The 17021-nt window shown below is 39.9% G+C and carries 18 protein-coding genes; 12 read left to right on the forward strand and 6 right to left on the reverse strand.

What is annotated here, in order from left to right:
- Positions 1 to 54 precede the first annotated feature (54 nt).
- Positions 55 to 1236, forward strand: a complete 1182-nt coding sequence (locus tag FNH22_RS20760; RefSeq protein WP_143400357.1) for a proline dehydrogenase family protein — start codon at positions 55 to 57, stop codon at positions 1234 to 1236.
- Positions 1237 to 1338: 102 nt separating this feature from the next.
- Positions 1339 to 3069 carry a lysine--tRNA ligase gene (gene lysS, locus FNH22_RS20765; RefSeq protein ID WP_143400358.1) on the forward strand — a complete coding sequence of 577 codons (1731 nt, stop codon included), beginning with the start codon at positions 1339 to 1341 and terminating at the stop codon, positions 3067 to 3069.
- Here the strand turns inward: lysS and FNH22_RS20770 are convergent.
- Positions 3066 to 5813, reverse strand: a complete 2748-nt coding sequence (locus tag FNH22_RS20770) for a putative LPS assembly protein LptD (RefSeq protein WP_185154330.1) — start codon at positions 5811 to 5813, stop codon at positions 3066 to 3068. The genes lysS and FNH22_RS20770 overlap by 4 nt on opposite strands.
- Before the next feature lie 46 nt (positions 5814 to 5859).
- Here FNH22_RS20770 and FNH22_RS20775 point away from each other — a divergent pair, with 46 nt between their 5' ends.
- The 3 genes from FNH22_RS20775 (at position 5860) to FNH22_RS20785 (ending at position 9319) form a co-directional block, all read left to right on the forward strand.
- Positions 5860 to 6654, forward strand: coding sequence for an N-acetylmuramoyl-L-alanine amidase (locus FNH22_RS20775; RefSeq protein WP_255518119.1), 795 nt, complete (start codon positions 5860 to 5862; stop codon positions 6652 to 6654).
- A gap of 9 nt (positions 6655 to 6663) precedes the next feature.
- Complete coding sequence (locus FNH22_RS20780) at positions 6664 to 7620, forward strand: MlaD family protein (protein WP_143400361.1); 957 nt, start codon at positions 6664 to 6666, stop codon at positions 7618 to 7620.
- Between the two features lie 73 nt (positions 7621 to 7693).
- Positions 7694 to 9319: an acyl-CoA carboxylase subunit beta gene (locus FNH22_RS20785; protein ID WP_143400362.1), complete on the forward strand. Its 1626-nt coding sequence runs from the start codon at positions 7694 to 7696 to the stop codon at positions 9317 to 9319.
- Between the two features lie 83 nt (positions 9320 to 9402).
- Here the strand turns inward: FNH22_RS20785 and FNH22_RS20790 are convergent, their stop codons facing one another.
- Genes FNH22_RS20790 through FNH22_RS32095 form a run of 3 tightly spaced genes read right to left on the reverse strand, consistent with a single transcriptional unit; the run spans position 9403 to position 10234 of the window.
- The gene (locus FNH22_RS20790) at positions 9403 to 9753 is read right to left on the reverse strand and encodes an amidohydrolase family protein (RefSeq protein WP_143400363.1); all 351 of its coding nucleotides are present in this window, start codon (positions 9751 to 9753) and stop codon (positions 9403 to 9405) included.
- Between the two features lie 35 nt (positions 9754 to 9788).
- On the reverse strand, positions 9789 to 10073 hold the full coding sequence (locus tag FNH22_RS20795; RefSeq protein ID WP_143400364.1) for a hypothetical protein: 285 nt from the start codon (positions 10071 to 10073) through the stop codon (positions 9789 to 9791).
- Complete coding sequence (locus FNH22_RS32095) at positions 10070 to 10234, reverse strand: hypothetical protein (protein WP_185154328.1); 165 nt, start codon at positions 10232 to 10234, stop codon at positions 10070 to 10072. The genes FNH22_RS20795 and FNH22_RS32095 overlap by 4 nt, the downstream gene beginning before the upstream one ends.
- A 250-nt stretch (positions 10235 to 10484) precedes the next feature.
- Between FNH22_RS32095 and FNH22_RS20800 the strand changes: the two genes are divergently transcribed.
- Positions 10485 to 11339, forward strand: a complete 855-nt coding sequence (locus tag FNH22_RS20800) for a transglutaminase-like domain-containing protein (protein ID WP_143400365.1) — start codon at positions 10485 to 10487, stop codon at positions 11337 to 11339.
- Here the strand turns inward: FNH22_RS20800 and FNH22_RS20805 are convergent.
- Positions 11336 to 11896 (reverse strand): redoxin family protein, encoded by a 561-nt coding sequence (locus tag FNH22_RS20805; RefSeq protein WP_255518120.1) that lies wholly within the window; start codon positions 11894 to 11896, stop codon positions 11336 to 11338. The two genes, FNH22_RS20800 and FNH22_RS20805, sit on opposite strands and share 4 nt — an antisense overlap.
- 17 nt (positions 11897 to 11913) lie before the next feature.
- Positions 11914 to 12552, reverse strand: a complete 639-nt coding sequence (locus FNH22_RS20810) for a 4'-phosphopantetheinyl transferase superfamily protein (protein ID WP_143400366.1) — start codon at positions 12550 to 12552, stop codon at positions 11914 to 11916.
- 68 nt (positions 12553 to 12620) lie between these two features.
- Here FNH22_RS20810 and FNH22_RS20815 point away from each other — a divergent pair, with 68 nt between their 5' ends.
- The 6 genes from FNH22_RS20815 to FNH22_RS20840 form a co-directional block, all read left to right on the forward strand.
- Positions 12621 to 13538, forward strand: coding sequence for a WD40 repeat domain-containing protein (locus tag FNH22_RS20815; protein WP_143400367.1), 918 nt, complete (start codon positions 12621 to 12623; stop codon positions 13536 to 13538).
- 68 nt (positions 13539 to 13606) lie between these two features.
- Positions 13607 to 14338 (forward strand): DivIVA domain-containing protein, encoded by a 732-nt coding sequence (locus FNH22_RS20820; protein WP_143400368.1) that lies wholly within the window; start codon positions 13607 to 13609, stop codon positions 14336 to 14338.
- A complete protein-coding gene (folB, locus tag FNH22_RS20825) occupies positions 14339 to 14695 on the forward strand; it encodes a dihydroneopterin aldolase (protein ID WP_143400369.1) in 357 nt (118 codons plus the stop codon).
- Positions 14696 to 14881: 186 nt separating this feature from the next.
- A complete protein-coding gene (locus FNH22_RS20830) occupies positions 14882 to 16066 on the forward strand; it encodes a DUF6377 domain-containing protein (RefSeq protein WP_143400370.1) in 1185 nt (394 codons plus the stop codon).
- Positions 16063 to 16503, forward strand: coding sequence for a DUF6377 domain-containing protein (locus FNH22_RS20835; RefSeq protein ID WP_143400371.1), 441 nt, complete (start codon positions 16063 to 16065; stop codon positions 16501 to 16503). Before FNH22_RS20830 ends, FNH22_RS20835 begins: the two co-directional genes overlap by 4 nt.
- Positions 16504 to 16814: 311 nt before the next feature.
- The coding region (locus tag FNH22_RS20840; RefSeq protein WP_221420318.1) for a hypothetical protein at positions 16815 to 17021 on the forward strand (207 nt) is incomplete at its 3' end.

Raw genomic sequence — 17021 nt, forward strand, 5'->3', positions numbered from 1 at the left:
CAAAAGCGTCCATTATGGGTTAATTTATATCTTTGAGGCCACTTATTCAGAAATATGCAGTTGAAGTCCAATGTGTCTTTTGATGACACCTCCGTTGCTTTTAAATACAAATCCAATCGAGCGCTGAAAAAAGCTAATCTTCTTTTTTCAGTAATCAATAATCCGGTTATAAGCTTTCTTGGGAGCAGTATGGTTAAAGTGGGTCTTAAATTACGACTACCCCTGGACTTTCTGATCAAATCTACAGTCTTTGAGCACTTTTGCGGAGGTGAGGCCATTGAAGAGTGTAAGAAAACCATCGAGGCCCTGGCCAAATACAACGTAGGTACGATTCTGGATTATTCGGTAGAAGGTGAGCATAATGAAGCTGATTTTGATCGTACTATGGAAGAGACCATACGTAATATAGATACAGCCAAAAGACACGATCATATACCGTTTTGTGTGTTCAAAATGACAGGTCTGGCGAGCAAGCCACTATTACAAAAGGTACAATCCGGGGAAGAACTCGACCCTATGGAGCAATCGGCTTTTGCCAAGGTAGAGAAAAGAGTGGAGATGATTTGTCAAAAGGCTTTTGATCATCAAGTGCCCATACTGATAGATGCTGAGGAAAGTTGGATCCAGGAACCTATTGATAAAATGGCTTACGCTATGATGATGAAGTATAATCAGGAGCAGCCTATTGTATATAATACGTATCAGATGTATAGAACGAATATGCTTACCAACCTCAGGGGAGCTTTTCATTATGCCGCCATGAATAATTATCATCTGGGTGCTAAACTGGTACGAGGAGCCTACATGGAAAAGGAGAGGGAACGAGCAGAAGAAATGAATTATCCAAGTCCTATCCAACCGAATAAAGCAGCTACTGATGATCAATACGACAAGGCTTTAGCTTTTTGTGTAGACAATAAACAGCGTATTTCAGTGATTAACGGCTCACATAATGAATACAGCAATTATTATTTGGCCCTGTTGATGGAAAAGCATGGTATGAAAAATAATGATAAGCGTGTGTGGTTTGCTCAACTTTATGGAATGAGTGAAAACATTTCTTTCAATCTGGCCAAAGCTGGTTATAATGTGGCTAAATATGTGCCATATGGTCCTGTAAAAGCGGTTATGCCTTATTTGTTCAGAAGAGCGGAAGAGAACACATCTGTGGCGGGGCAGAGTAGCAGGGAGTTATCTCTTATCCGTAAAGAGCTCAAAAGAAGAAAGCTGGCTTAACTTCTTTGAGTGCCATGGCCTTGTTATTTCGGTAGCAAAAACTGGTAACTTTCATTTATCTTTGCGGGTTTAAAATTCAAAGAGTAAAAATTCTAATCGGTAATGCAATTAAGCGAGCAGGAAATAGTAAGAAGACAAGCCAAAGAAGAATTGGAAAAACTGGGCATCAACCCATACCCTTCTGAACTTTTTAATGTCAATGTTTCGATCAAGGAAATCCTACAGAACTACGAGAAGCGAAAGATTGATTATAAAAGTGTTTCTCTTGCTGGCCGAATTATGAGTAGGAGGATCATGGGATCGGCTTCTTTTGCCGAGATCCAGGACACCTCGGGCCGAATGCAAATCTATTTGCGGCGAGATGACATTTGCCCCGAAGAAGATAAAACGCTTTATAACACAGTTTTTAAAAAATTATTGGATATAGGTGATATTATAGGTGTGGAGGGGTATGTTTTTACTACCCAAACCGGGGAAACATCTATTCATGTTACAAAGCTCAAAGTACTAAGTAAGTCGCTTAAACCCCTTCCCATAGTTAAGGAAACAACAGATGAAACGGGTAATGTCGTAAGGCATGATGCTTTCGAAGATCCTGAGATGCGCTACCGCCAAAGGTATGTGGACCTGGTCGTTAATCCCGACGTGAGGGACACCTTTATTAAACGTACTCAACTCGTGAATTCCATGCGGGGATATTTGAATGACAGGGGCTACCTGGAAGTAGAGACACCAATACTTCAGCCACTATATGGTGGGGCAGCTGCAAAACCGTTTAAAACCCATCACAATACGCTGGATATGACGTTGTACCTGCGTATAGCGAATGAGTTATACTTGAAAAGGCTTATCGTGGGCGGTTTTGATGGCGTATATGAGTTTTCAAAAGATTTTCGTAATGAGGGAATGTCGCGGTTTCACAACCCGGAATTTACCCAAGTAGAGCTTTATGTAGCCTACAAAGACTACCAATGGATGATGGACCTGGTAGAGGAGATGATTGAGAAAGTGGCCATGGACATTCATGGTACCACAGAATTACAGGTTGGAGAGAATGTGATAGATTTTAAGCGACCCTGGAAACGATTTACCATGTTTGAAGCCATAGAACATTATACAGGTATTGATATATTGGAAATGGACGAAGCCGAACTGAGAACTACGGCTAAAAAATTAGAAGTGCCGGTAGATGATACCATGGGCAAAGGGAAACTCATCGATGAGATTTTCGGTGAAAAGTGTGAAGGAAAATTAATACAGCCTACTTTCATAACGGACTACCCGGTAGAGATGTCACCTTTGGCCAAAAGACATAGAAACAAAGAGGGCTTGGTAGAGCGCTTTGAGGCAATAGCAAACGGTAAAGAAATTTGTAATGCTTTTTCTGAACTTAATGATCCGATTGATCAAAGACAACGTTTCCAGGATCAACTTGAGCTTGGTAAGCGAGGTGATGAAGAGGCGATGACACTCGATGAGGATTTTCTTCGGGCCCTGGAATATGGTATGCCGCCAACGGCCGGCCTGGGAATAGGTATTGACCGATTGTCAATGATCATGACTAATTCCAATTCTATCCAAGATGTACTTTTCTTCCCTCAAATGAGACCGGAAAAGAAGCCTGAAGTGGCTACTCCTGAGGATTATGAAGAAGTAGGCGTAAGGAATGACCTGATTCCCATTATCCAAAAACTAGGCTTCCATACCATAAAAGAATTGAAGCAGGCCAATGCAAATAAGCTGTTTAATGACGTGTGCGGGATGCGAAAAAAAATGAAGCTAAAAGAAGTCAAAAACCCTGATTTGGAAGAGGTAAAATCATGGCTTGATTAAAACTGGTCAAAGAAACTTCGGTTTCGATCTATTTTAAGATCTTGTAGCAAGGAAGATTTTACGCGAATAGTGAATGTATAGCTGGTAAACCTGCCAAAGGGTGTCCAGTTGAAGTCCATTACCCAGCAATGTAAATCACGGTTGATACCTAATGTAGTTGTGGTGAATTCTTTGTTTTCAAAGTCATAGCCAGAGTTAAAATTTAACTTCCATTTTTCTGAAAGAGATAAGTCACCGGAAAAACGTAGTGTTTGAGTAATTTCTGAGGTGGACAACCCTTGTTTTGTATAATTCAGATTATAATTAATTCGTAAACTCCACGGGATCTCAAAATCAACATAGGCATCTGGATTGTTGAACAAGAATTCCTTTTCTTCAGGACTAAGTTCCGATTCGTTTATCTTGTCATTTTGTTTCGCGTCCTTGTCCCGGGCTTTGGGGTTTAAATTTGTACTTAATGCGACGGTGGCCCGACTTAATTGTCCAATACCCTTGCCGTTATTCCAACTGAACTGATCAATACGTCTGCCACTTTCAGTACCATCTTCGCGATAAATATAAGGATCTAATGTACCCGTGAAATTGACATTCAGCTTTCTTTCAAAGAGCGCTGTATTGGCCCTGACACTTATATTGGCCAGTTTAAAGGAATCAGCGACTATGTTATAACTTGTGCTAAAACCGAAGTTGTTTAAGATAGGAACCTTCCTGGCCTGATCGGTAGTGTCCTTTTTTGTTTTGACCTTCATCTCAAGGGTATTGGTCAATGAAAGCCCAATGGAGCCACTTTCCCCACTTGAAGCGCTACCAAACGCAAAGCCCCGATAGCGGTCAGCCAATATTTCTTCTCCCTCTTCGTTAGTTAACCTTTGGTAATATCCGAAGCGTTCAGCGCTAAAATCGGGAGAGTAAGAAAATGAAAGACTTGGGTTGATCACATGCCGTATTGCCTGGACACTTCCTTTTTTGAAAAAATAGGTGCCGTATAACCGTGTATTTACCCCCAAACTTGTGCTGTATGTTGAGATTCTGTTAAAGCCATTCAACGTATCAATGACTATGGCATTAGAAGAGTTTTCAGGATCAATTCCATATTCTAACTGCTCAAAATACCACCGTTCATCATAGTTAAAAGAAGGGCTGGCAGTAAAATGTTTCAGCAATTTAAATGAGGTGGCTAAAGGGATGCTGTGTCTGAAACCACGTCTTGCTGTTTCGAGAAAAGTCCCTAAGTTGTCAAAGTCAAAAGGTGCAATACTATCAGTAGCAGCATCTGATCCTATACGCCCCAGGTTATTCGTGATGTCATTGGTTCCGGTCAGGGTATACCTGAGGCTTAGCTTACTCAATACCCCGGCATTAGACCCTGTTTTGCTCCTGAAAGGGTAAATATTTGACATGTTGAAGGTTAGGGAAGGTAGTAATAGGTTTACTTCCCTGGTACTTATATCCTGATTATGTCGTGCACTTAGGCCAAGTGAGAATAATGATCCAAAAGTAGTAGAATAAGTGACGGTTGAATTCAGTTTCCGGGTGAATGCGTCCAGCCTGGGATTGTTTGGGTCATTATTAATGCCTAAGAAATTATTTGAATTAAACGTTGAAGTAGCTGCGTTGACAGAAGCCGAAAACCTGCTTCTTCCCTTGCTTTCAGGGGTATGGGTCCAGGTAAGCCTGAAATCATTCTGACTATCCTCTACCTCTATGTTATCACTGGTTCGTAGATTAGTGTAATTGAAATTGACACTACCGTTGTTTTTGTACCTGGTTTTGTAAACGGTACTTACATTCAAACCATGGCCTCCTTTACTATAAATATCACCTCGAACAGCGGTCTTAACATAGTCGCTTATATCAAAGAAATATCCGCCTCCTCTCAAGAAAAACCCACGTCTTTGCTCTTCTCCATAAGAAGGTACAATAATTCCTGAGCTAGCTTCATTTTTGGCCGGGAACATACCAAAAAAGAAGCCTAACGGAGTAGGCACATCATTAATTTCCAGGTTGAATGGCCCGGCAATGATTTTATCATCGGGTATGGCTTTTGTACGTTTAGCCCTTATCCTGAAATGAGGGTTTCTAAGATTACATGTTGTATACGTATTATCAATACTGAAGAGCTCATTTTTTTCATTTTTAAAGACTGTTTCCCCATGGAGATAGCCTTCACCTTGTTGTGTTACCACTTCTGTAATTCGGGCTCTCCCTGTTTTGAAATTATAGGTAATGTCCCTTGTCTCATACACTTCCGAGCCATTTTTGAATATAGGGTAGCCGACCCGGGTACCGGTGCTGTCCAATTGTCCATTGGCAGAAAGTGTATTGTTGGTGTAGTCGATAACAATATGGTCCGCTTCCAGTTCGATGCTTCCATACGTGATCTTTGCATCTCCATAAAGTTTTACAATCCGGGTATCTACGGAGAAGTTAATGGAATCTCTGGCAGAGTAATTGATTGTGGTCTCTATATCACCGGAAGGCTCGGGGGCTACATCGGCAGAGTCAAGTGCACTGGTAGCCAATGAATCAGCCTCTAGCAGGGTGCTGTCACCATTTATGGTAGTATCAGCAGGTACAGGTTGAGTGCCCAGGAGCTCTTCGGAGACAGTAACTTTTTTTTCAGGAGTCTGACCAAGAGCCGAAGAGATGAAAAATACTAAAAACACACTTACGAAACCAACTTTGTTCAAAGCCCGGAAATTCAATTTATCTGGCGTATTTTTAGGGTTTAGCGAAAATTTCACAACTTTGTCCAAAGTTATTGGAATAACTAATATTAAGCGAAGATACGTGAAGAATATTACCATTGTATTCGTCCTCATAGCAATAACCTTGCTAACTTCTTCATCCACCCAGACCAAAAATGATTTTAAAGTAAAAACTTTGATTATCGATGCGGGTCATGGGGGTAAAGATCCGGGAACGAGTGGCGCATATACCAAGGAAAAAGATGTAGTACTGAGAGTTGCTTTGAAGCTTGGGAACTATGTAAAGGAATACCTTCCTGATGTAAAAGTAATTTACACCCGATCAAAAGATAATTCTGTCACACTCAAGGGGCGACAGAAAATAGCTAATGAAAATGAAGGGGACGTTTTTATTTCTATTCATGCTAATGCCTTACCAAAGGATGTAAGTGCAAAAAGAAAAAATGCCATTTATGGTACTGAAACATATGTTATGGGTGCTCAAAATACGGGTAGAAACTTGGAGGTAGCAAAAAGAGAAAACTCTGTAATTTTACTTGAGGAGGACTATCAAAAAGAATACGACTTTGATCCTACCTCATCAGAATCCTCTATCCTATTCTCATTAACTCAATCTGCCTTTCAGGATAAAAGCATCTTGTTAGCCACTAATATTCAAGACCAATTCGAAAAACGCGCAGGCCGTCGTAGTTTAGGAGTGAAGCAATCCAGCTTATATGTGCTTTGGAGTACTGCTATGCCTAGTGTATTAGTAGAAATTGGTTATCTTACCAATCCAAAAGAAGAAAAAGAACTTAATGACACTTCCATCCAAAGTAACATTGCATCAGGAATATTCAGGGCTTTTAGGGATTACAAAAACGAAGTTGAATACTAAATTAGCGAAGTGAGTTTATCAAAAGAATTCAAAGTCGGGACGTTCATGGTATTTGCTATAGCCGTTCTCTACATGGGCTTTAATTATTTAAAAGGGGTAGACTTTTTTTCTACCAGTACAAAATATTATGCCGTATATAGTAATGTAAACGGCCTAACCCCCTCCAACCCCGTATTGATTAACGGATTCTCAGTAGGTCGCGTAAGTCAGATTAGGTTACTTCAAACCGGAACAAATAAGATATTGGTTGAGTTGGATATCTCGGGTGATATTGTGTTGGGTGATTCTGCTACGGCCAAGCTGAGTGGCGATTTCTTAGGAAATAAATCGATCCTATTGAGTACAGGTGATATCACCAAACCTATAGAGCCTAAGGATACGATCATAGCAATTGTAGATAGGGGCATTACCGATATTCTTGCTGAAAGTGCTCAGCCAGTGGCTAATAACCTGGAATCCACTATCAAAAAAATCAATATTGTACTGGATCAATTTGCAAGTGAAAAAGGTAAGATCGACAGTATACTCAATAACATTAGACTCGCTACTCACAATATCAATTACACGATACGGGCAACAAGGTATAGGATAGATACGGTTGCAGGAACATATAACCAGTTAGGATTACAACTAATGGCCAGGATGAATGACTTAAAACCAATGCTGGGTAATATGACCCAGTTTTCAGACTCACTTAAGTCATTGGAATTGAATAAAACACTTGCACAGGCCAATCATACGCTGGAACAGTTGGATCTTGTATTAAACAATTTTGCAAGAACAGATGGAACACTGGGTAAACTTATGACAGAAGATTCTCTTTACGTAAACCTTAATAACGTGGTTATGAGTCTGGATAAACTACTTATCCATATGGACACTCAACCCAAGCATTTCTTTGCTCCACTAGGGAAAAGCAGAAAAAAAATTGAGCGTGACCGGCGTAAAACTGAAAAAGGAAAATAAACTATTCTGGTATCACTTCGCTTATTATAGAGGTTGTTTAATTTCCTATGTAACAAATCAATGACAATCCCTAATGGATATTGAATTTAATAAGAACGAAGATCATAATAAACAATTGGTTTTCAAGCTCAAGTCTCGTCTTGAAAAAGTGTATTTAGGGGGAGGTGAAAAGAAGATAGCTTCCCATCACAAGAAAGGAAAGCTAACAGCTCGTGAACGGATTGAGTATTTAACGGATGATGGAAGCACATTTCTTGAAGTAGGTGCATTGGCAGGGGAAGGAATGTATGAAGAGGTAGGTGGCTGTCCTTCTGGTGGAGTAGTGGTAGGGATAGGTTACGTCAGTGGCCGGCAGTGTGTCATTGTTGCCAATGATGCCACCGTAAAAGCAGGGGCCTGGTTTCCCATTACGGCCAAAAAAAATCTTCGGGCTCAGGAAGTGGCAATGGAAAATCGGCTGCCTATTATCTATCTGGTAGATAGCGCAGGTGTTTTTCTACCCATGCAGAATGAGATTTTTCCGGATAAAGAACATTTTGGTCGGCAATTCAGAAACAATGCCAAGATGTCCTCCATGGGTATTGTACAGATAGCTGCCATCATGGGGAGTTGTGTAGCCGGCGGCGCATATTTGCCGATCATGTCTGATGAAGCCATGATTGTTGATAAAACGGGGTCTATTTTCCTGGCCGGATCCTATTTAGTCAAGGCAGCCATAGGGGAAGACATAGACAATGAAACATTAGGTGGAGCCACTACACATTGTGAAATATCCGGTGTCACGGATAATAAGTTTGACAATGATGAAGCTTGCCTTGATTATATCCGTTCGATTTTCAATAAAATAGGTAAGGGTGACAGCGCCGGTTTCGATCGGGTGACAGCGGCTTTACCTAAAGAGAATCCGGAAGATATTTATGGGATATTGCCGCATGATCGCGTCAAACCTTATGATACCCTTCACCTTTTAAAGTATATTTTGGATGATTCAAAATTCGATGAATATAAATCCCAATATGGTCAAACCATTGTATGTGGTTATGGTAGAATTGATGGCTGGGCTGTGGGAATAGTGGCCAACCAGCGCAAAGTAGTGAAAACCAAAAAAGGAGAAATGCAGATGGGGGGAGTTATTTATTCTGACTCTGCAGACAAGGCGGCCCGATTTATTATGAACAGTAACCAACGTAAGATACCCTTGGTCTTCTTCCAGGATGTAAGCGGTTTTATGGTTGGCAGTAAGTCTGAGCATGGTGGTATTATCAAAGATGGGGCTAAAATGGTGAATGCAATGGCTAATAGTACTGTTCCGAAATTCACAATAGTAGTTGGTAACTCTTATGGGGCAGGTAATTATGCCATGTGTGGCAAAGCGTATGATCCACGTTTAATTTATGCCTGGCCTTCTGCGCAAATAGCCGTAATGAGTGGTGCTTCAGCAGCCAAAACACTCTTACAAATAAAAGTAGCGACTTTAAAGGCACAAGGGAAAGAGATAAGCGAAGCAGAAGAGGAGAGCCTACTCAAAGAGATAAAAGATAAATATAATGAGGAACTAAGTCCTTATTACGCAGCATCACGGCTTTGGGTAGATGGTATCATTGACCCTATAGAAACACGAAATGTGATATCTACGGGTATTGAGGCGGCTGATAAAGCACCCATAGAGAAATTTAATGTAGGGGTTATACAAACATAAGTGAATAAGCTTGGGAGAAAAAAAAGTATAGGTGCTTTTGATTGCAGAGAAGCAGACACCGGAGGGCAATATATCTATACCTGTTAAATATTTCCTAATTCTTTCCGTAAAACAACCCCCGATCTTACATCTTTATATATCCCGTTATCCACAGCTAGTTGTCCATTAATAATAACATAATCTATACCTTCGGGATACTGATGTGGTGCTTCAAATGTAGCTTTATCAATCACTTGATCCGGATTAAAAATCACAACATTAGCCACCATCCCTTCTTCTAGCGAGCCCCTGTCGGCCAGAACCAGTGTAGTTGCAGGCAGTTGTGTCATTTTGTAGATAGCTTCTGAAAGTGTAAGTATGATTTTTCTCTGATGTAATGACCTAAAACCCTTGGAAAAGTGCCATACCATCTCGGATGCGGATGTCCGATACATGGTGCTACCAACCGACCGTCAGAGGCTATCATGGTTTATGGGTGAGTCATTATCCGTTCTACATCCTTTTCATCCATTGAATGAAAAACACAGGATGCACCACCGTTGATCTGTGCTTCTATCACCAGGTCCGCACCATTGTACATAGTAGGCTCGATCCCTTTCATTTCACACCAACATTTAAGCGTCTTAACTTCCAGTTCTCTCAGCCATTTTACTTTGGCAAATTGTACACGGGACAAGTCACTTCCTCCCCGGTCATACAGCAGGTTGAAAATAATACCTTTTTTGATGCTATCTCGAAGGACACTATTGGTCAAGCGATTCTTGAAAGCATCATTTCCCCCGGCCCGTGTGCACTGGGTATTAATATGGAAATACTGGTGTAGCTTACATTAAAAGGATATTGATCCAATTTTATATCCAGACCGGTAGAACGTGCCGAATCGACCATAGCCAGTGCTTCAATGCTTTTCCCCACATAGGTTTATTATCATGTAGCGCAAAATTTTCCGGAACATTTTTAGCTCCGGGAATAAGGCATCATCGGATAACAGAATTACATTTGCCTGGACATTATTATAGGTGTTTCACATAAATCAATAGCTTTATACCAACAAGTAAGTCCTCGTATAGGACTTGATTTTGGAGTTGAACGATAGTGATCCAGGAATATCAAAATTAAATATTACTGTATCACTAATGCTTAATTACCCGTTTGAATAACCAATATGAAAGAAAGTGAATTGAAAGCTTTAATCTCTCTTTTGGATGATGAAGACAGAGAGATCATAACACATGTAGAGCAAAAGCTCGCTTCTCTGGGTGAGAATGTGATCCCATTTTTAGAGCAGGAATGGGAGAGCAACCTTAATCCGCTGGTACAAAGTCGCATAGAAGACTTGATCCATGTGTTACAATTTGAGCTGTTAAAGGAAAGGCTGCTCAATTGGTATGAGCATGGATCTGACGACTTGCTGAAAGGAATGTGGCTTATAGCGAGTTACCAATATCCAGACCTGGAGTATGTAAAGCTTAAGCAAGATCTGGAACAGATTTACTACGATGCTTGGTTAGAATTTAAGCAAGATGCACATCCTCATGATCAGGTTAAAATACTCAACAGCGTATTATTCGGTAAGCTGAAATTCATGGCGAATACCAAGAATTTTCATTCTCCCAGTAACTCTATGATCAATTGTGTGCTAGAGTCTAAAAAAGGCAATCCTATCACATTGTGTGTCGTCTATATGCTGGTAGCACAAAAATTGAAACTACCGGTTTACGGAGTGAATTTACCCAACCTGTTCATCCTTACATTCAAAGAACCCACGTATAAGCAGTTCTATATTAACGCTTTTAATAAAGGGCTTATATTTTCAAGAGATGATATCGAAAATTATATTGCTGAGTTAAGAATAACTCCTCAGAATGTCTTTTTCGATCCTTGTGATCATAGACAGATCATTAAGCGATGTTTACGTAACCTGGTACAGTCCTTTGGAAAAATAGGAGAGCATGCCAAGGTAGAGGAAGTAAAAACACTGCTTTATCACATTTCAGGAGAGAATTTTTCAGACCTTTAGCCTTTGATAATACATCCTACAGGTCTTCCTCCTGGCACAGGAGATTGCCCCGATAATAATGCATTAATGTTTTCTTTAATGTATTGCTCCTTTACATCGCTTGCCACCTGAGGATTGTTGTCAATAGCACCTTTATAAAAGACGGAGAAACCGCTGTTATTTGACTTGAGTAAAAATACTTCAGGACTCTTTCTTGCACCAAACCGTTTCATGACCTGTTGATCTTTATCTGCCAGATAAGGCACATTAATTCCCCAGGTAGAAACTTTATTGGCCATTTCATCGCTTGATTCCTTAGGCTCTTTATGACTATTGATCAAAATGAACTGAATTCCTTTAGTAGTGTAGTCTGCTGCCAGCTGTGTAATTCTACCTTCATAATATACAGAATATGGACATACATTACTGGTAAACAAGATAACCACCCCTTTCTTTGAATTGAAATCAGACAAGTTTACTACCTCACCGTTACGAACATCGGTAAGTGAAAAATCTTTCATCTGAGCAAATCCATTAAGCGCCACAAGACATAATAAAAGTATAAGAATATTTTTCATAATCTGTTCATTATAAACTAGAGGCTGTAAGTAAGGATAAAGTCTGAATTTACCTCATACTGTAATTTATAGCTTTTTTTACTACCATTTACAATTATACTGCCAGAGATAACCCCTTCTTGATTTAGTTCAAAAGGAGGGACGTGTAAATGTTTCGAAAAGCTGATTCCCCTTTTGCTGTAAATTTTGTAAAGTGATTCTTTAACGCACCAGCAAATACATAATTTGTTGAGATTATTATTGACAAATTTTTTTTCCGGTTCATTCAAGAATTTATGTGCGATCCTGCGAAGGGTGTCTTTAGGCTGTTCAAGGTCTATGCCTACTTCATTTTGTGCAGTATCCAGGATGGCAGCTACATAAGGATAAGAATGTGTCAATGATATTTCCGCAGATGCTTCACTTAACAATGGTTTGCCATCATAATTTTTAGAGATGCCGTGATAGGACAAACCAGCGTTTTCCATTAGTCTTTTGACCGTTAACCTGCCGGCTAACCATTCCATCTTTTTATGCTCACTTCGGTAACTGCCGATCAACTCAAGGTTTTCTACAGGCGGCTGAAGCTCCTTCACGAACCACTCATAGCTTTCAGTTATTTTCCAAAGGGCAACAAGACGGTTCTCAGTCACCCGCTCGATTCTTATTAGCGGCATTTGATTGGTGATGTGAAACTTTGCTTCTTTGCAGCTAATTTATAAATAACGTTGGTTAAATACCTATCATGGGCACGGTAAACATATCAAAACTACATCATTTAACAGGTCATAACGATTGTGTCTATACGCTGGAACAATCTCAATATCCCCATATCTTCTTTTCAGGTGCTGGTGATGGTATGGTAGTTTCATGGGACTTAAATGATCCCGAGAATGGTGTCCTTATTGCCAAATTACCGAATTCGATCTATGGTTTACATTATGCACATCAGCAAGAGCTACTACTGGTAGGTCATAACTATGATGGTATACACTTCATTGACTGGCAGAGTAAAAAAGAGGTAGGGTCACTGAATATGACCAAGTCGGCTATATTTGATATAAAGACGGCGAATGGGTTAGCATATATTGGTGACGCATCCGGGGTAATTACCGTCGTGGATATCATGAGCCTTACTATTGTAAACAAGGTCGAGGCGTCTTCTGAGAGTGTGAGAACATTAGCCATTAATGTCCCGGGGGATGAGATAGCCGCAGGCTACAGTGATAATAAAATAAGGGTGTTCAATAGATCAGATCTGACGCTAAAATACACGCTTACTTCTCATGAGAACTCTGTATTTACCTTAAGGTATTCACCTGACTACCAGCTTTTACTTTCGGCCGGTAGAGACGCTCATTTAAAAATATGGGACGTAAAAGCAGACTATCTTTTGCTACAGGATATCGTGGCCCATATGTTTGCCATTAATAATATTGATTATAGCCCGGAAGGCAAACATTTCGTAACTTGTAGCATGGATAAATCAATAAAAGTGTGGGATGCTACAACATTTAAATTGTTGAAAGTCATAGATAAAGCCAGGCATGCCGGCCATGGTACTTCTGTGAACAAACTATTGTGGTCTTCACATGATGCACTATTGATAAGCGCTAGTGATGACCGGACAATTTCTGTATGGGATGTTGAGGTGGGACAATGAATGAGCCTTTTGTATCCATTTATCAGGAATATTAAGTTACTATATTAGTTGGTTAGTTTTTTTAGCTTATGAAAATTACTCCATTAGAGATACGTCAGAAAACCTTTGAAAAGGTGTTTCGCGGATTGGATAAGGAAGAAGTCAATGCGTTTTTGATATCCCTTTCTCAGGAATGGGAAAAGCTTGTTGATGAGAATAAAGAATTGAGAATAAAACTTGAAAGCTCTGAAAAAGAAGTGGGGAAGCTACGCGAGGTAGAGAACTCACTTTTCAAGACCTTAAAAACAGCTGAAGACACCGGGGCCAATATGATTGACCAGGCCACACGTACCGCTGAGCTGCACATGCGTGAAACTCAGATGAAATCTGAGGCCATGATCAATGATGCTAAATCTAAGGCCAGAGATATGATCGAAGAAGCTGAACTGCGCTCCAAACATGCTATTGATGATATGGAAGACAGGATCCGGTCACTGGCATTGTTACACCGCAACCTGGAGAATATTCGTGATGACCTTGTTTCAGACATCAAAAGTTTTGCATCGGATGCTTTGGACAAAGTGGACCGGGTGAAGTCTCAAATCAAAAAGGTAGATGTAGAAGATGAATTGATAAAGATCAAGCGTGATAACATGGACAGGTCTAAGCCGCAGGTACTGGATTTGGAAATGGAACCATCGACGGAAATGCAGGAAAATAGTGATACAGAGCAAAAGAAATCATCAAACAAAGTATCCAAACAAGAGCAGGTGGATACGAAATCTGATGAATCACGTTCCTTCTTTGACGAAATAGAGTAAATGGGAAAGATTTGTCTGAAAGGCCTTAAATTCAAGGCTTATCATGGCTACTACGACGAAGAAAGGCAGCTTGGAAACACCTTTGAAGTGAAACTGACCGTTATAACAGACTTTTATAAAGCCGCTGTTAACGATGATCTGAACGAAACAGTAGACTATGAAAAACTTTATGCCATTGTACAAGAAGAAATGGCCATTCCAGCCAAACTTCTTGAACATGTGGTTCAAAAAATAGCGGATAGGGTAATTAATGAGTGTAAGGCTGTGACAAAGGTGAAAGTAAAACTATCCAAGTTTAACCCACCTATAGGGGGTGAATGCCATAGCTCAGTAGTGAGCCTTACACAACACAGATGAAACCAAATACACCTGGCTTTTTCTGAAAAGGATGGACCATAATTTTGAAAAAATCAGAACCCAATCAACCGTTTTGTATGTATAGTTTGGGTTTAATCTATATCTTCATGAGGCTAATGATTTTCCATTTTGGTTAGTTCCAAATACGTATTATTTGTTTTAGTATTCATTATGCTTATGCATGTGATGCCACCAGCTTTTGCTGATAATGTATCGGACTCCATTTTCGATCAATTGGAAAAAATTATGTCGAATCGGCATATCTATAATCAAGAAAAAGAAAGCAAACTCTTGGGCCTCAAGGCTTTGTTGACTTATGATAGCAAGCAGTTACCTCTGGAAGAACAGTATCAAATCCATAATAAGCTTATAGAAGAATATTGGCCCTATTCATTTGATTCTACATTGAGCTATATCAACAGAAACGCCGCCATTGCGTTAGAGCTGAACAATCTAAAGTGGATAAACAAGTGCAATTTAAATCTGGCACTTCTTCTGGCATCATCAGGAAGATATAAAGAGGCCCAGGATATACTCAAGACGATAGATAAGGTATATCTCGACACTAAGTTGACCATAGACTACTTTAACTGCTATAGAAAAATCTATTCTGACCTGGACTATTTCGCGCTACAATTGGAATCTAGAAAAGAGTACGGCTACTTATATGAAGTTTATACTGATTCGATCGCTCCTCTCATCAAAGAGGATGAAGATGACTATTTATATGCTCAGGAATGGCAGCTACTAGACGAGGGAAGGTTCGACGAATGTTTGATGATCAACTCTTTAAGGCTTTCCAAAGCCGAGATGGCCTCCGAAAAGTATTCGTATATCACCTTTCAGAGGTCAATGATCTATGAGCAAATGGGTGATATACCTATGGAGGAAAAGTATTTAGCACTGTCCGCTATTTCTGATATAAAAGCTTCACGTAAGGACAATGCATCGCTTGCCAAGTTGGCATTACGCACCTACGAAAGAGAGGACATCAATCGGGCATATGAATATATCAAATACTCGTTTGAAGATGCGGTTTTCTATAATTCAAAACTGAGATTCGTTGAGATAGCTAATTCTTTTTCTCTTATTATGGAATCTCATGAAATTCAATCAGAAAGGCAAAAAAAAGCCTTGATAGTGTTCACAATCATAATAAGTATCCTTTCGCTAGTATTATTTGCACTCTTGTATTTTGTCTACCGGCAAAACAAGACTTTGCAAAAAGCTAAAGATGAGCTTCATGATGTCAACGAACAATATAAAGCAGTCAACCGGTCCTTAGAGGACACCATGACCGAGCTCAGGCTATCTTTCACAATCTTGCCGAAGCTAATCATATCAAAGAATTATACATTGGCAACTTCATGAATATATGTTCAAACTTCATCAACAAGCTGGACAAATACAGACTCACTGTCAATAAGATGCTAAGGGCTAAAAAATATCAACAGCTCTTTGATATGACCCGAACTATGGAAGCCATCGAGCAAGAGATCGATACTTTTTATGCAACTTTTGATAAAGCCTTTTTAGAACTCTATCCTTCTTTTGTAGATGACCTAAACGACCTCCTACATGTAGAAGAACAAATCGAACTGAAAAATCATGAAACACTCAACCCGGAACTTAGAATATTTGCGGTTATCAGGTTGGGCATCAAGGATAGTGCTCGTATAGCCGAACCCCTGCGCTACTCCGTCAACACCATTTATAACTATAGAGTTAAGATCAAGAATAAGGCTAAGAACCGAGAGGAATTCGAAAACCATGTCTTACGAATAGGTGCGTTTAAGGATATCAACTAGTTGTGAATCAAGGGATAGGCGTACTAATCAAATTCATTAAGGAAGAGGTCAACAACTTGCCTTCAATTTTTTACTTATTTCTTTAGTTCGTAGGGTTTAACCGTCTGGATGGCCCTCTTGTGATTTTATATGTGGTAGTAACCGGATTAGTAAGTAACTATGAGCCTGGGAATCATGGTTCCTTTCTGCCCACCTGAGTTATACAAATGACAGATCATGTATTTATATCAGTGTAATTAAGTTTCTACTGGATTCAGGAGCTTCGGGAATTCTGGCCATATTAAACCCAAATTACGCAATAGGATTTTCTAATGCGTAGCAATAGAGTATCTTTTGGTATGAATTGGGAGATACGCTTTAGTAGACAGCAAGTTACGGCATGGTCAGGTTTGGTATTTTTAAGGAGAATGATGGATAAGATGGGGTTCAGCGAGCATCTTTTAAGCGGAGATATGTTGCCCGAACCAAAATCAAACAGAGGATATAGCCCATTGACCATCATAGAGGCTTTTATGGTC

Source organism: Fulvivirga sp. M361, assembly GCF_007097395.1.
GTDB lineage: Bacteria > Bacteroidota > Bacteroidia > Cytophagales > Cyclobacteriaceae > Fulvivirga.

Excerpts from the sequence above, each read along its gene's own strand:
- FNH22_RS20815 (WP_143400367.1), top strand. The coding sequence starts at position 12,621 with ATGGGCACGGTAAACATATCAAAACTACATCATTTAACAGGTCATAAC.
- FNH22_RS20790 (WP_143400363.1), bottom strand. The coding sequence starts at position 9,753 with ATGTATCGGACATCCGCATCCGAGATGGTATGGCACTTTTCCAAGGGT.
- FNH22_RS20830 (WP_143400370.1), top strand. The coding sequence starts at position 14,882 with ATGCCACCAGCTTTTGCTGATAATGTATCGGACTCCATTTTCGATCAA.
- lysS (WP_143400358.1), top strand. The coding sequence starts at position 1,339 with ATGCAATTAAGCGAGCAGGAAATAGTAAGAAGACAAGCCAAAGAAGAA.
- folB (WP_143400369.1), top strand. The coding sequence starts at position 14,339 with ATGGGAAAGATTTGTCTGAAAGGCCTTAAATTCAAGGCTTATCATGGC.
- FNH22_RS20785 (WP_143400362.1), top strand. The coding sequence starts at position 7,694 with ATGGATATTGAATTTAATAAGAACGAAGATCATAATAAACAATTGGTT.
- FNH22_RS20835 (WP_143400371.1), top strand. The coding sequence starts at position 16,063 with ATGAATATATGTTCAAACTTCATCAACAAGCTGGACAAATACAGACTC.
- FNH22_RS20805 (WP_255518120.1), bottom strand. The coding sequence starts at position 11,896 with ATGAAAAATATTCTTATACTTTTATTATGTCTTGTGGCGCTTAATGGA.
- FNH22_RS20820 (WP_143400368.1), top strand. The coding sequence starts at position 13,607 with ATGAAAATTACTCCATTAGAGATACGTCAGAAAACCTTTGAAAAGGTG.
- FNH22_RS20810 (WP_143400366.1), bottom strand. The coding sequence starts at position 12,552 with ATGCCGCTAATAAGAATCGAGCGGGTGACTGAGAACCGTCTTGTTGCC.
- FNH22_RS20760 (WP_143400357.1), top strand. The coding sequence starts at position 55 with ATGCAGTTGAAGTCCAATGTGTCTTTTGATGACACCTCCGTTGCTTTT.
- FNH22_RS20800 (WP_143400365.1), top strand. The coding sequence starts at position 10,485 with ATGAAAGAAAGTGAATTGAAAGCTTTAATCTCTCTTTTGGATGATGAA.